Origin of the sequence: Streptomyces sp. WI03-4A, from assembly GCF_033792105.1 — a bacterium.
Classification (GTDB): domain Bacteria; phylum Actinomycetota; class Actinomycetes; order Streptomycetales; family Streptomycetaceae; genus Streptomyces; species Streptomyces collinus_A.
Map to the genome: position 1 here is coordinate 66,651 of NZ_JARAUO010000044.1, position 14,351 is coordinate 81,001.

Below are 14,351 nucleotides of genomic sequence, written 5' to 3' on the forward strand. Positions count from 1 at the left end.
CCATGACGGCCGTGACACCCCGGCCCCGGCCATGACGGCCGGGGCCGGAGTGTCGCCGGGGACGGAATGTCTTGGCCCGGCCGCCCTCCGGGAGGGACCCGCTTCTCGGCCGCACTCCCGGAGGGGGCCTGCTCCTCGGCGTCCGCGGCTCGCGTGACATCATCGGCCCGGACCAGGACCGGAGCACACGGTCGCAGGCGAAGCCGCCCGAGGAGCACGATGAACCCCGCCCTCACCGCCCCGCCGGCGGCGGGCACCGCGCTGCTCGACGACTTCTCCCTGGAGATGACCGGCAAGGACGTGCCCAGGCTGGAGGAGGCGCGGGACAGCATCCCCCGCGGCACCCGGATCAACGTCACCTTCCTCGCGGGCGAGGACCCCGGCACCCGGCTGGCCGCCGCCCGCGCGGTCAAGCGGCTCGGCTTCGTGCCCGTCCCGCACATCTCCGCCCGCCGGCTGCCCTCCCGGCGGCACCTGGAGGAGTTCCTGGCCGGCCTGGCGGCCGACGGCACCGCCGACAACGTCTTCGTCGTCGGCGGCGACCCCGCCCGCCCCGAGGGCCCGTACGAGGACGCCCTCTCCGTCATCCGCTCCAGGCTGCTCCAGCACCACGGCGTACGGCACGTCGGCATCAGCGGCTACCCCGAGGGCCACCCGGCCATCACCGACCACTCCCTGTGGTCGGCGCTCACCGACAAGACGGCGGCCCTCGGCGCCGACCGGCTGGCCGGCGACGTCATCACCCAGTTCGGCTTCGACGCCGAGGCGGTGCTCCGCTGGGTGGCGGCCGTCCGCGACCGGGGCGTCCGGCTGCCGGTCCGGGTCGGCGTGCCCGGCCCGGCCGGCGCCCGCAGGCTGGTGTCCTACGCCACCCGGTTCGGTGTCGGCACCAGCGCCTCCATCGTCCGCAAGTACGGCCTCTCGCTGACCAACCTGGTGGGCACGGCCGGTCCCGACCGCTTCCTGCACACGCTCGCGCGGGACTACGACCCGGCGCGGCACGGCGAGCTGAAGGTGCACTTCTACACCTTCGGCGGCCTGCGGGCCACCTCGGAATGGATCACCCGCTTCCGGCACGGGGACCGGCACTGAGGCGACCGCCCACGGGCGGGACGCGCGGGGTGGGAATCCGTTCGACCGGTCGGCCGGGTGCCGACGGATCGGTGGCCTGATCCTTTCGGTGGGCGTGGCGCGCGGCGGGACGGCCCGGGAGCCGTTCCGACGCTGCTCGCCGCTCTTGCGCCGGTCATGCCATGGCTCTATAACGTGTCCTGCAGGTATCGGCGGGGATGGCCGGAAAGGCATGTGCCGCCGAGCCAGGGGGATCCTCGGCTCCGCCGCGATCGGCATCATCGCCCGCAGACCGACGGAGACCCACCATGACCGACGACGCCTATCGTGCTGCCCTGACCAGGCTGGCCGTGGACCCCGGCTTCCGGGCCGAACTCGACGGCGACACCGGGGAGGTGGCGCGAAGACTCGGTCTGACTCCCGACCAGGTCACCGCGCTGCGCTCGCTGCGTGTCGAGGGCGGCGCCGACGGGGGGCCGGCGGCGCTCGACCCCCGGCTGTCCAAGTCGTCCCTGTTCTTCGGCAGCGCGGCCCACGCGCTGTCCCACCACGACATCGCGGCCTCCCACGACCCGGCGGCAGGGCACGCCGTCCCGGCGGACCACGGGGCGGCGGACCACGGGGCGGCGGGCACGCACGACGACCCGGCGGCGCACGCCGCGGCCGGGGGGCAGACCCCGGGCGACCACGGGCCCGGCGACTCCGGACCCGCCGGACACGGGACCGAGCCGCACGCCCCGGTCACCGGCCCGGAGGCCGCGGGCCACACCGACACGGCGGCGGGCTCCCACAGCCTGCTCGGCGGCCCCCTGCCGGACCGGTCCCCGGCCGAAGGGAGCGGTGCGCCGGGCGAGTTCGGTGGTTTCGGGGACTTCGGCGGGTTCGGCGAACCCGGCCACGAGGGCCCGGGCGGCGACTTCGGCGGGTTCGGCGGCCATGCCGGCGGGGGCCCGGAGGGAGGTCCCGGCGGCTTCGGTGGTGACGGCGGACTCGGCGGTTCCGGTGGGGACTTCGGCGGGTTCGGTTCCGGTGGTGACGGTGGACTCGGCGGCCCCGGTGGGGGCTTCGGGGGGTTCGGAGGCGGTGGCGACGGCGGGTTCGGCGGCGCCGGTGGGGACTTCGGCGGGTTCGGCGAGGGCGGTCACGGCACCGGCGGGTTGGGTGACGGTGGTCTCGGCGGAGGTGGCTTCGGTGAGGGCGGTGCCGGTACCGGCGGCCACGGCGGCTTCGGCGATGGCGGCACCGGTTCCGGTGGGTCCGGCGGACTGGGCGGTCACGGCGGCCTCGGCGGCGACGGGGGCGGGGACGCCGGTCACTTCGGCCACGGCGGCATCTACGACCGCGACGGCGACGGCGGCGGCGACAGCGGCGGTGGCGGCGGCGGTGAAGGCGGTGGCGACGGCGGCAGCGGCGGTGGCGGTGGTGACGGGGGCGGTGACCCGGAGAACGGCCGGCGACCGAGTGGCGGCGGTGGCGGCGAGGGCGGCGGTGACGGCGGCGGGAGCGGCGGTGGTGACGGCGGCGGGGGTGACGGCGGAGGCGACCCCGAGAACGGCCGACGGCCCAGCGGCGGCGGCGGTGAGCCGGGCGGCGGCGGTGAAGGCGGCGGCAGTGAGGGCGGCGGTGACCCGGAGAACGGCCGCCGGCCCAGCGGCGGGGGAGTGCCCGGGGGCGGCGGCCGTGAGGGCTCGTTCGACCGGGCGGGGACGACCGTGCGCGGCGGCGTCGGCACGCCCGGCACCGGCGGCATCGCCACCCATCTGTCGCCCGCCGCTCCCGAGACGGGCGGCGGCTTCAACGGCGGTACGCTCCGCAGCGGTTCCGGCGGGGGCTGAGCCACCGCATGCTCTGCCACGTCTGCCGCGTCCACGTGCGGCGCGACTTCCCGTACTGCCTGCACTGCGGCACCCCGCGCCGGGGTGCCGCGCCGACCGCGTACGCCGCGCCCCGGCTGCGCGGCCTCGACGACCCCGCCCTCGCCGTCGACCTGACCGGCCGGGTCACCACCCTGGGCCGCGGCGAGGACAACGACCTCGTCCTGGCCGACGGCAGCGTCTCGCGCCGCCACGCACGCGTCGTCCGCACCGCCGACGGCTTCCGGATCGAGGACCTCGACTCCTTCAACGGCACCGCGGTCGGGGGCGCCGACCTGCACGGCGGCACGGCCCCGCTGACCGACGGCGCCGAACTGTCCGTCGGTGACGTACGCCTGGTCTTCGAGCAGCCCCGGGACGCCCGGATCGGCTCGCGCACCATGGTCGTCGGCACCCAGCAGACCCAACTGCCCCCCGCCGGGCAGGAGGAGGCGCCGGAAGCGCACGGCCCGCTCACCGCGCGCCCCCGCCGCCGCTCGGGCTGGGCGCTCAAGCGGGTACCCGGCGGACGCGGTGCCCCCCGCTGGGTGCTCAGCGGCAGCCGCACCGGGCGCTATCTGGAACTGGACGAGCGCCAGGTCTTCCTGTGGCACGCCGTCGACGGCGAGAACACCGTGCGGGACCTGCTGTTCGCCTACGCCGACCGCTACGGCGAACTGGCCCTGCCCCGCATCGAGTCGGCGCTGGCCGCGTTCGCGGACGCCGGACTGCTGCGCGGCCTGCCCGGCCGGCCGGAGGAGGAGGAACGGCCCGCCGGCCGGCGCCGGGCGGCACGCGCGCTGTACCGGACGCTGCTGCGGCTGGAGGTGTCGGTCCCCGGCCTCGACCGGCTGGTGAGCCGGCTCTACCGGGCCTTCGGCTGGCGGCTGTTCACCCGGACCGGCGTGCTGCTCGCCTGGCTGTCGGTGGCGGGCGGCCTCGTCGCGTTCCTCGCCGCCCGCGGCCACCACCGCCTGCTCGACTTCGGCGGGGCCGGCGTCCTCGGCCCGGTCCTGCTGGTCGCCGGATACGTCACCGCCCTGCTCGTCCACGAGCTGACGCACGCGCTCGCCGTCAAGTCGTACGGCCGCAAGGTCAGACGGGGCGGGTTCCTGCTGATGATGGGGATGCCGTTCGCGTTCGTGGACACCAGCGACATGTGGTTCGGCACCCGCTGGTCCCGGGTCGTGGTGGCGCTGTCCGGGCCGCTGTCCACGGCGGCACTGGCCGGCTGGTGCGCGGCCGGCGCCGCCCTGCTGCCCGCCGGACCCGCCTGCGCCCTCCTCTACCACCTGGCCTTCGGCCTCTACCTGAACACCCTCTACAACTTCAACCCCCTGATGCCGCTGGACGGTTACCAGGCGCTGACCGACGCGCTCCGGGTGCCCCGGCTGCGCGAGGAGGCGAGCGCCTACTTCCGCACCGGCCTGTGGCGGGACCTGCGCGCCGGCCGGCGGCCGGGCCCCCGGCAGGCGGGCATGGCCGCCTACGGTCTCGCGGTCGTCGTCGGCACCTACGGCTTCCTGGGCCTCGCCCTGCTGGCCTGGCGCTCGCGGATCGGTGACCTGCTCCAGGGACGGCTGCCCGGGCCGTGGACCACGGCCGTCGAGGCGGCCGTGGTCGCCCTGGTCGCCTTCCCCGTGTGGGCGGCGCCGGTGCGCGCCCTGCTGCGCCGGGCCCGGCGCCGACGGCACCCGGCCCTGCCCGGCGCCGCCACGCCCGTACCCCTGGAGGGCACGGCATGACCCACGACGCGCAACCCGCGACGGAGCTCGGCGACGGCTGGGCCGTACCCGGGTACACGGCCGTACGCACCCTCGGCCAGGGCGCCGGCGGCCGGGTCGTCCTCGCCCGGCACACCCTGACCGGCGCCCCCGTCGCCGTCAAATACCTGAGCGAACGCCTGCGCGGCGACCGGGAGTTCCTCGCCCGCTTCCGCGCCGAGGCCCGGCTGCTCGGCGAACTGCGGCACCCGTGCGTGGTGCGCCTGTACGAGTACGTCGAGGCGCGCGCCGGCGCCGCGATCGTGATGGAGGCGGTGGACGGCGTCAGCCTGCGCCACCTGCTGCGCCGGCACGGCGCGACCGGCCCCGAGGCCGCGCTCGTCCTGCTCAAGGGCTCCCTGCTGGGCCTGGGCGCGGCCCACACGGCCGGGGTGGTGCACCGCGACTACAAGCCCGAGAACGTCCTGGTCCGCGCCGACGGCACCAGCGCGCTCGCCGACTTCGGCATCGCCGTGCGCGACGGCCGGGAGGCCACGGCCGCGGGCACCCCCGCCTACATGGCGCCGGAGCAGTGGGAGGACCGGCCCGCCGGCCCCGCCGCCGACGTCTACGCCGCGTCCGTGGTGTTCTTCGAGTGCCTGACCGGGCGGCGGCCGTTCCCCGCCGACGACCCGGCCGCGCTGCGCCTGCAGCACCTGCGGGCACCGGCCCCGCTGGACGACGTACCCGCACCGGTGCGCGGGCTGCTGCGCGCGGGCCTCGCCAAGGACCCGGCGGACCGGCCCGGCGTCGAGGCGTTCCTCGCCGACCTCGAACGGCGCGCCACCGAGGCGTACGGCGCCGGCTGGGAGGAGCGCGGCCGCCGCCGGCTGGCCGAACTCGCCGCGCTGCTCGCCGTGCTGTTCCCGTTCACCACGACCGCGACGCTGGACGGACCGGCCCGGGCGCTGACCCTGCTCGGCCGCCTGCGCGGCGGCGGCCGGCGGCTGGTCGCCGGCGGGGTGGCCGCGCTCGCGGTCGTCGCGGGCGGAGCGACGTACGCCTCCGGCCGGCCGCACGACACGGCCACGACGGTGGCGAGCTCCACGCCCTCGCCCGCCGTCTCCCCGACGGGCCCCGGCGCCTCGGCCCCGCCTCCGGTCTCCGGCCCGCCGGCCACCGCCCCGCCCACGGCGGACGACACACCCACCGGCACGCCGTCCGACGGCCCGTCCGCCGCGCCCGCGCCGTCCACGGACCCGTCCGCACCGGCCGTGCCGACCCCCACCGCGTCGCCGGGCGCGGCCACCCCCGGCACGGTCACCGTCACCATCGGCTCCTGGCAGCGCGGGCCGAAGCCGGGCACGCTCGTCGCCGCGGTCACGGTCGACACGACGGGCACCGGGCCGCTGACGGTCACCGCCGACTACTACGTCGACACGCCCGCCGATCCCTACGGCTCCCAGAGCCGGCCCCTGTCCGGGAGCACCCGCTACGACCTGACCTTCGAGGCCGACTTCTCCAACCACCCCTGCCGGGGCACCTGGGACGTCACCCTCAGCAGCGATCCGGCGGCCGCTAACGGCCCGCAGACGGCCTCCCTGGACGCACCCCCGTGCTGAGCGCCGCACCGGCCCGCCCTGCCGCCCCGCGCCGCCGCGACGAGAACGGACCGACATGAAGACAGCCACCGCGGTGGCCGGCCGGCCCCTGTCCGCCTGGTCACGTGAGACGCCCCTCGGCACCCGGTACGCCCTGCTCCCCGCCCGGCCCGGCGAGCAGGCCCTCGGCGCGCTCCGCGTCGACCGCGCCCTGCTCGGGCCCGAGGGCACGCGGGAGCGCCTGGCCGCCGCCGTGCTGGCCACGGCGCGGCTCCGGCTGCCCGGGGCGCTCGGCACGGTCGACCTGCTCGCCGAGGCCGGCGAGGTCTGGCTGCTCACCGACCGCCCCCCGGCCCCCACGCTCGCCGACGTCCTGTCCGCCGGCGCCCCCGGCCCCGACGCGGGCAGCGCGGCGAGCGTCCTCAACGAGACCGCGCAGACCCTCCTGGCCCTGCACGGTGCCGGCCTGGCCCACGGCTCCCTCGGCCCGGCCACGGTCGTGCTCGCACCGGACGGAACCGCACTGCTGACGGAGACCGGACTGGCCACGGTCCTGGGGGACGCGGTGGTTCCGGGTGCCGCGGCTCCGCCGCACGCCGGTCACCAGGCCGCCGACACCACCGCCTGGGCCGCCCTGGCCCGCACCCTCGCCGCCGCCTGGACGGCCCCCTCGACCCCGGCGGCCGAGCTGTTCGCCCACTGCGCCACCACCGCCGAGTCGCGGGGCCTCGCGGCCGCCCGGGCCGCCCTGCTGTCCGGCCGGGCCGCCCTCCCCGCCGACTTCCTGCGGCGCACGGCACTTCGAACGGCAGCGGCCGCATCGACCCCGGACCTCACATCCCCGCGGACCCCGCAGCCGGGCCCGGAGGCTGAGCCGCCGCACCCCACATCCCCGCGGACCCCGCAGCCCCGTCCGGCCGCTGAGCCACCCGAGCCGCCGCACCTCACACCCGCACGGCCACCCCGGACGCCCCCGGCTGCGGCGTCCCCGCATCCGCCGTACCTCGCCGGGCCCGCGCGGACGCCAGTGCCGCCCGTCGTCGCCGACCCCGCCCACACCGGATCGGTGTCCGACCGCACGCCGGCACCACCCACCCCAGACCGTGCCGCCGAGCAGCTCACCGGCGTAGGGCATGGGCAACGTGCCGTGGGCCAGGACGCCCGGGCGACCGTGCTCGGCAAGCGCAACCGTCCCTCCTCCGTGCCCGTGCGGGACGGGGCGGAGCCCGGCGAGATCCTGCTCCGGTTCGGGCCGGGGGTCCCCGTGACCGAGCAGGACGCGCTGCGCGCCAGGTGGCGCGGCGCGGAAGCGGTACCGGCGCCGGCGCGGAGGCGGCGACGCAGGGGCGGGCTCGTCACCGCCGCCGTACTGGCGGTCGCCGCCGTCCTGCTGTGGCTGCTGCTGCGCCCGGACCCCGCGCCCGCGGTCCTCGCCGTCCGGGTCCAGGCCCCCGCGGGGGTGCTGCACTGCGGGGGGACGGCCGACCTGGTCGGAGTCGTCACCACCGACGGCCGGGGCGGCCCGGTCACCTACCGCTGGCTGCGCGGAGACGGCCAGGACTCGGGCGAACTGGTCCACCTGGCCCGCCGCGGCGAGCGCCGGGTCCGGGTGCACCTGCGCTGGACGGTGCGCGGCCCGGGCCGCTTCCGGGGCACCGCCCGCCTCCGCGTCGCCGACCGGCACACCCCGATGGAGGCGAAGGGCGGCTTCACCTACGCCTGTCGCTGAGGGCCACGGCCAGGGCCGTACCTGTCCCTGCGGCCCACGGCCACGGCTACGCCTCCCCCTGACTCCCACCGCCACGGCCCCGGCCACGTCCATCCCTGAGCCCCGCTGCCACGGCAGCGGCAGGCCCCACCGCCAGCAGCAGGGCGAGCGCCGCGTACCCGTACGTCAGCGTCACCGCCGAGGCGACCACCGCCACCAGCAACGGGCCGCCCGCGTCGCCCAGTTCGCGGCCCACCTCGGCCGCGCCCATGGTCTGCCCGAGCCGTTCCTCCGGTGTGGCCGCGGCCAGTGCCGCGAAGCCCAGCGGGGTGACCAGGCCGGTGCCGGTGCCGATCAGGGCGGCGGCGAGCAGGACGCCCGTGAGCCCCGGCAGCATCGCCGCGGCCGCGCCCGCCGCCGCGAGCAGCAGCCCGCGGCCGAGACCGGCGCGGACGCCGAGGCGTCCGGTGTCCAGCGCCCGTCCGGCCCGCGGCTGGACCACCGCGCCGCAGGCGGCCAGCAGGGAGACCGCCGCCCCGGTGGCGACCGTGCCCAGGCCCGCCGCCGCCCCGGACACCGGCAGGAACCCCACCCCGGCCGAGAGCGCGGCCGTCGCCCCGGCGAGCGCCGCCGTCGGCACCAGGAAGCCCCGGTCGGTCAGCCGCCGCCCGAGGTCCAGCAAGGTTCCCCGGCGGCGGGCGAGCGGCGGCACCCGGGGCACCGCTGCCGCCGCCCAGACCGTCACCGCAGCGGCCAGCACCGCCAGCACCGCGAACAGCAGCCGCAGCCCGCCCGCCCACACCAGCACCCCGCCGAGCAGCGGACCGAGTGTGTAGCCGAGGGACTTGAAGAAGCCGTAGCTCCCGAACGCCCGCCCGTGCCGCGCCCCGGGGTTCAGCCGGGCCACCAGCGCGGCGGCGGCGGGGGAGAACGCGGAGGCCGCGGCGCCCTGGCCGAGGCGCGCCGCCCACAGCAGTCCCGGACCGCCCGCGACCGCGTACAGCGCCGAGGCCACGGCGAAGGCGACCAGCCCGCCCAGCAGCACCGGGCGCGCCCCCACCCGGTCGGCCAGCGTGCCGAACACCGGCTTCAGCAGCACCTCGGCACCGTCGTAGAGCGCGAGCAGACCGCCCAGGACCAGCAGCGAGGTGACCGCGTCGGCCGAGCGCGCCCCGAGGCTCGCGGCGACGCCGTGCGCCCCGAACGCGGTGGTGAACCCGGCGGCGTACAGCGGCCACGTCCGCGCCGGCGACCCGCCCTCCCGGTGCGCCCCGGCCCCGCCGGACGCGGGGGAGACGGCTGGGTGCCCCATGGCGGCATCGTAGCCACCGGCCGGGCGGCCGGCGGGCCAGGTCACCGCCACGCAGATGTCGGATTCTCGCCAGCGGGCGACCCGAGCGGTGGACGATCCTGGACGCATGCAGACAGGGACGCACCTCGACCGGGAGCACTGCGTGCGCGCCGTGCAGTCCAAGGACGCGCGGTTCGACGGGTGGTTCTTCACGGCCGTGCTCACCACCCGCATCTACTGCCGGCCCAGCTGCCCGGTGGTTCCGCCCAAGCCGCGGAACATGACCTTCTACCCGAGCGCCGCGGCCTGCCAGCAGGCCGGGTTCCGGGCCTGCAAGCGCTGCCGCCCCGACACCAGCCCCGGCTCCCCGGAGTGGAACCGGCGGGCCGACCTGGTGGCCCGCGCCATGCGGCTGATCGCCGACGGCGTCGTGGACCGCGAGGGCGTGCCCGGGCTCGCCGCCCGGCTCGGCTACAGCGCCCGCCAGGTGGAGCGGCAGCTGCTCGCCGAGCTGGGGGCCGGGCCCCTGGCGCTGGCCCGGGCCCAGCGCGCCCAGACCGCGCGGCTGCTCGTGGAGACGACGCCGCTGCCGATGTCGGAGATCGCCTTCGCGGCCGGCTTCGCCTCCATCCGCGCCTTCAACGACACCGTCCGCGAGGTCTTCGCCCTGTCCCCGAGCGAGCTGCGCGCCAGGGTGCCCAGGAGCCGGGCCGTCGGGACCCCGGAGTTCGCCGGCACGCCGGGGACCCTCACGCTGCGACTCCCGTTCCGGGCCCCGCTCAACCCCGACAACCTCTTCGGGCACCTGGCCGCCACCGCCGTACCGGGCGTGGAGGAGTGGCGGGACGGCGCCTACCGCCGCACCCTGCGGCTGCCGTACGGGCACGGCATCGTCGCCCTCGCGCCCCGCCCCGACCACATCGCCTGCCGGCTGACCCTCAGCGACCTGCGCGATCTGACCGTGGCCACCAGCCGCTGCCGGCGCATGCTCGACCTGGACGCCGACCCGGTGGCCGTGGACGACCGGCTGCGCGCCGACCCGGTGCTCGCGCCGCTGGTGGACCGGGCACCGGGGCGCCGGGTGCCGCGCACGGTCGACGAGGCCGAGTTCGCCGTCCGGGCCGTGCTCGGGCAGCAGGTCTCCACGGCGGCCGCTCGCACCCACGCCGCCCGGCTGGTCACCGCCCACGGCAAACCGCTGGACGACCCCGAGGGCGGCCTCACCCATCTGTTCCCCGCCCCCGAGGCGCTGGCCGCGGTCGACCCCGCGAGCCTGGCGATGCCCCGCACCCGGCGCACCACCTTCACCACCCTGGTCGGCGCGCTCGCCGACGGCCGTCTCCACCTGGGCGTCGAGGCCGACTGGGCCGAGACCCGCGCCCGCCTGCTGGACCTGCCCGGCTTCGGGCCCTGGACGGCCGACGTCATCGCCATGCGCGCCCTCGGCGACCCCGACGCCTTCCTCGCCACCGACCTGGGGGTCCGGCGCGCCGCCCGGGGGCTGGGCCTGCCCGCCACGCCGGGCGCGCTCACCGCACGCGCCGAGGCCTGGCGCCCCTGGCGCGCGTACGCGGTGCAGTATCTGTGGGCGACCGACGGCCACCCGATCAACTTCCTCCCCGCATAAGGACCTTCCCCCGATGAAGCAGCACACCGTCATCGACAGCCCCTACGGCCTCCTCACCCTCGTCGCCGACGACGGCGTCCTGTGCGGTCTCTACATGACCGGACAGCGGCACCGCCCGGTGGAGGAGACCTTCGGCATGCCCGACGCCGCCCCGTTCGCCGAGGCCGAGGAACAGCTCGCGGCCTACTTCGCGGGGGAGCTGACCCGGTTCACCCTCGAACTGCGCCTGCACGGAACCCCGTTCCAGCGCAGCGTCTGGGAGCAGCTGACCCGCATCCCGTACGGCGAGACCCGCTCCTACGGCGAACTCGCCGTCGCCCTGGGCAGTCCCGGGGCGTCCCGCGCGGTCGGTCTCGCCAACGGCCGCAACCCGGTCGGCATCATCGTCCCCTGCCACCGCGTCATCGGCGCCGGCGGCTCCCTCACCGGCTACGGCGGCGGCCTGGACCGCAAGCGGCGCCTGCTGGACTTCGAACGGGGAGAGCGGGGAGCGGCCCTGTTCTAGGCCGCCGCGGCCCCCTCACGCCGACAGGCGGGCCAGCAGCTTCGGCAGAGCGGTGCCGATGGGCTCCCGGACCACCTCGTCGGCCAGATCGTCGTACGGCGTGGGCTCGGCGTTGACGATGGTCAGCCGGGCCCCGTGATCGGCGGCCACGCCGACCAGCCCGGCGGCCGGCTGGACCTGGAGGCTGCTGCCGACGGCGATGAACTCCTGGCACGCCTTGCTGATCGCCACGGCCTCGCCGAGCACCACGGGGTCGAGCGCCTCGCCGAACATCACCGTGGCGGACTTCAGGATCCCGCCGCATTCCGGACAGGGCGGATCGTCCTCCCCGGCGTCGACCCGGGCGAGGGCGTCCTCCATCGGGCTGCGGGCGTGACACCGGGTGCAGACGACCCCGTGCGCGCTGCCGTGCAGCTCCAGCACCTTGCGCTCCGGCATCCCGGCCAGCTGGTGCAGCCCGTCCACGTTCTGCGTGATCACCCGCACCGGCACCCCGGAGCGCTCCAGCTCGGCGACGGCCCGGTGCGCCGCGTTGGGCTCGGGCCGCAGCGCCCGGTTCGCCCGCCGCATCCGCCACGAGCGCCGGCGGATCTCCGGATCGTCCATGTAGTACGCGTAGGTCACCAGCTTCTCGGCCTCGGGATCCGTGCGCCACAACCCGGCAGGACCGCGGTAGTCGGGGATCCCGGAGTCGGTGGAGATGCCCGCGCCACTGAGCAGCGCGACGAGAGGCCTGTTCATGGGCCGAGGGTAGGTCGGCCGCGCGCCGGGTGCGAACGGTTATCCGGCCCGCCGCGGTGACGGGCACGGACGGCCCCTTCCGGCCGAGGGGGCGAGACCGTACGGCCGCCGCCGCCCGGGCACCGGGGAAGCACCGCCCCAAGGACACCGGGAAGAAGCACCCCCGCGGACACCGGACGGGCGCCGTCCCGTCACCCGACGGTCATCCCCGGTGCCCGGCCGGGCACCGGGCGAGGGCCGTGGGTGGCGCGTTCCTTGCGGCTCGGCGGTGGGGACGGGGCCGTGGGTGCTAGCGTCCGGGCATGGCCAAGGTGACGGTCTCGCTCGACGCACAGCTCGTCGTGGAGGTCATGGTGCTCGCCGGCGTGAGCAGCCCGCAGGACGCCGTGGAACTGGTCGTCCGGGACTACATCGCGCGCGGACACCGGACCGAGGCGCGGGCGGCCGCGCGGGAGGAGGCGCCGCGCGAGACGCGGGAGTGGCCCCGGGACCCGGAGGGCTGAGCACTGCTCCGGGCGTCGTCGCGGGGGCGGGCGCGAGCCGCCCCGGACGTACGGCGCACGGGACTCGGGGGAGGTGTGTCCCTACTGCCGTGTCCGCATGCCGAGTTCGGCGAGCCGGGCGAGAACCGGGAGGGCCGCGGCGAGGGTCTGCCGCTCTTCCTTTGTCAACTCGGCCATCAGGGGCGTCATGTGACGGCCCCGGTCCTGGTGCCGGGACTGCCCGACCGTGCGCCCCTCCTCGGTGAGGTGCACCAGGACGGCACGGCCGTCCGTCGGGTCGGGACGGCGTTCGACGAGTCCGTCCCGTTCGAGCCGGGTCACCAGCTGGGTGACCCCCGGCTGGCTCATCTGCTCCGTGCGGACCAGGTCGGTCAGTCGCGTGGGTCCGCGGAAGGCCAGCGTGTCCAGCACCGACAGCGTCGTGAAGGACAGCTTCTGCACGGAGGGGAGCCGGATGTAGAAGCGGTTGAAGTTCTCGATCGCCCTGGTGAGGTCGCCGACGTCCAAGTCCGTTGCCCGGTCGAGGTTCTGAGGAGAGGTCACCCTGGAAATGTATCGCATGCTTATATAAGGTCGTGATGCACCACGTCCCCGCCCCGCGGTGATGTGTGGTCCGGCATCGCACCTCGGCGCAACGGCGCGTCAACCACCCCAGAAGCGCAAGGTGAGGGACACATCAATGACTGTGCGCATCGGCATCAACGGCTTCGGGCGCATCGGCCGCAACGTCTTCCGCGCGGTGGCCGCACGCGGCTCGGAGCTGGAGATCGTCGCCGTCAACGACCTCGGTGACGTCGACACGATGGCCCACCTGCTGGCCTACGACTCGATCCTGGGCCGGTTCCCCGAGGAGATCGCCGCCGAGCCGGGTGCCATCCGCGTGGGCAGCCGGACGGTCAAGGTGCTCGCCGAGCGGGACCCCGCGGCCCTGCCCTGGGGCGACCTCGGCGTCGACCTCGTGATCGAGTCCACCGGCATCTTCACCGACGCCGCCCGGGCCCGCGCCCACATCGACGGCGGCGCGAAGAAGGTCGTCATCGCGGCCCCGGCCAGCGGCGAGGACCTCACGGTCGTGCTCGGTGTCAACGAGGACGCCTACGACCCGGAGCGGCACACGATCATCTCCAACGCCTCCTGCACCACCAACTGTCTCGCGGTGCTGGCCAAGGTGCTGCACGAGAGCGTGGGCATCGAGGCGGGCATGATGACCACCGTCCACGCCTACACCCAGGACCAGAACCTCCAGGACGCCCCGCACAAGGACCTGCGCCGGGCGCGCGCCGCGGGCCTGAACATCGTGCCCACCTCCAGCGGCGCCGCCAAGGCCATCGGCCTGGTGCTGCCCGAACTGGCGGGCAAACTGGACGCGTTCGCGCTGCGGGTGCCGGTGCCCACCGGCTCGGTCACCGACCTCACGGTGACCCCGGGCCGGCGCACCTCCGTCGAGGAGGTCAACGAGGCCTACGCGGCGGCCGCGGCCGGCGCCTACAAGGGCCTGCTGTCCTACAGCGAGGCGCCCCTCGTCAGCACCGACATCGTCGGCGACCCCGCCTCCTGCGTCTTCGACGCCGGGCTCACCCGCGTGACCGACGGGCAGGTCAAGGTCGTCGGCTGGTACGACAACGAATGGGGTTACTCCAACCGTCTCATCGACCTCGCCCTGCTGGTCGGCGCCACCCTCTGACGAGCGGGCGCCCCTGCCCCCCGACCCCTTCCCTCCCCTCAGGGCGGGCCGGCCGTCCGCCCCC

The 14,351-nt window shown here is 76.6% G+C and carries 12 protein-coding genes; 9 read left to right on the forward strand and 3 right to left on the reverse strand.

Going from position 1 to position 14,351, the window contains the following annotated elements:
• Positions 1-219: 219 nt before the first annotated feature.
• From PV343_RS33050 to PV343_RS33070, 5 genes are all read left to right on the forward strand, one after another.
• Positions 220-1,092, forward strand: coding sequence for a methylenetetrahydrofolate reductase (locus PV343_RS33050; protein WP_319150730.1), 873 nt, complete (start codon positions 220-222; stop codon positions 1,090-1,092).
• Between the two features lie 287 nt (positions 1,093-1,379).
• Complete coding sequence (locus PV343_RS33055; RefSeq protein ID WP_319150731.1) at positions 1,380-2,906, forward strand: hypothetical protein; 1,527 nt, start codon at positions 1,380-1,382, stop codon at positions 2,904-2,906.
• An 8-nt stretch (positions 2,907-2,914) separates the two neighbouring features.
• Entirely contained in the window at positions 2,915-4,669 is a 1,755-nt protein-coding gene (locus PV343_RS33060; protein ID WP_319150732.1) for an FHA domain-containing protein, read from the forward strand.
• The gene (locus tag PV343_RS33065) at positions 4,666-6,249 is read left to right on the forward strand and encodes a protein kinase domain-containing protein (RefSeq protein WP_319150733.1); all 1,584 of its coding nucleotides are present in this window, start codon (positions 4,666-4,668) and stop codon (positions 6,247-6,249) included. Before PV343_RS33060 ends, PV343_RS33065 begins: the two co-directional genes overlap by 4 nt.
• A 55-nt stretch (positions 6,250-6,304) precedes the next feature.
• A complete protein-coding gene (locus PV343_RS33070) occupies positions 6,305-7,957 on the forward strand; it encodes a hypothetical protein (RefSeq protein WP_319150734.1) in 1,653 nt (550 codons plus the stop codon).
• A 46-nt stretch (positions 7,958-8,003) separates the two neighbouring features.
• Here the strand turns inward: PV343_RS33070 and PV343_RS33075 are convergent, their stop codons facing one another.
• Positions 8,004-9,248 carry an MFS transporter gene (locus PV343_RS33075; protein WP_319150735.1) on the reverse strand — a complete coding sequence of 415 codons (1,245 nt, stop codon included), beginning with the start codon at positions 9,246-9,248 and terminating at the stop codon, positions 8,004-8,006.
• Between the two features lie 106 nt (positions 9,249-9,354).
• Between PV343_RS33075 and PV343_RS33080 the strand changes: the two genes are divergently transcribed.
• Both PV343_RS33080 and PV343_RS33085 read left to right on the forward strand, forming a co-directional pair.
• Positions 9,355-10,854 (forward strand): AlkA N-terminal domain-containing protein, encoded by a 1,500-nt coding sequence (locus tag PV343_RS33080; RefSeq protein WP_319150736.1) that lies wholly within the window; start codon positions 9,355-9,357, stop codon positions 10,852-10,854.
• Between the two features lie 13 nt (positions 10,855-10,867).
• Positions 10,868-11,359, forward strand: coding sequence for a methylated-DNA--[protein]-cysteine S-methyltransferase (locus PV343_RS33085; RefSeq protein WP_319150737.1), 492 nt, complete (start codon positions 10,868-10,870; stop codon positions 11,357-11,359).
• Positions 11,360-11,374: 15 nt separating this feature from the next.
• Here the strand turns inward: PV343_RS33085 and PV343_RS33090 are convergent, their stop codons facing one another.
• The gene (locus tag PV343_RS33090; protein ID WP_319150738.1) at positions 11,375-12,100 is read right to left on the reverse strand and encodes an SIR2 family NAD-dependent protein deacylase; all 726 of its coding nucleotides are present in this window, start codon (positions 12,098-12,100) and stop codon (positions 11,375-11,377) included.
• Positions 12,101-12,402: 302 nt separating this feature from the next.
• Between PV343_RS33090 and PV343_RS33095 the strand changes: the two genes are divergently transcribed.
• Positions 12,403-12,603 carry a type II toxin-antitoxin system VapB family antitoxin gene (locus tag PV343_RS33095; protein WP_020943146.1) on the forward strand — a complete coding sequence of 67 codons (201 nt, stop codon included), beginning with the start codon at positions 12,403-12,405 and terminating at the stop codon, positions 12,601-12,603.
• Between the two features lie 81 nt (positions 12,604-12,684).
• Here PV343_RS33095 and PV343_RS33100 read toward each other — a convergent pair whose 3' ends face one another.
• Positions 12,685-13,146, reverse strand: coding sequence for a MarR family winged helix-turn-helix transcriptional regulator (locus PV343_RS33100; RefSeq protein WP_319150739.1), 462 nt, complete (start codon positions 13,144-13,146; stop codon positions 12,685-12,687).
• A gap of 136 nt (positions 13,147-13,282) precedes the next feature.
• On the opposite strand from PV343_RS33100, the gene gap reads away from it, so the two are divergent.
• Positions 13,283-14,287, forward strand: a complete 1,005-nt coding sequence (gene gap, locus PV343_RS33105) for a type I glyceraldehyde-3-phosphate dehydrogenase (protein ID WP_319150740.1) — start codon at positions 13,283-13,285, stop codon at positions 14,285-14,287.
• Positions 14,288-14,351 lie beyond the last annotated feature (64 nt).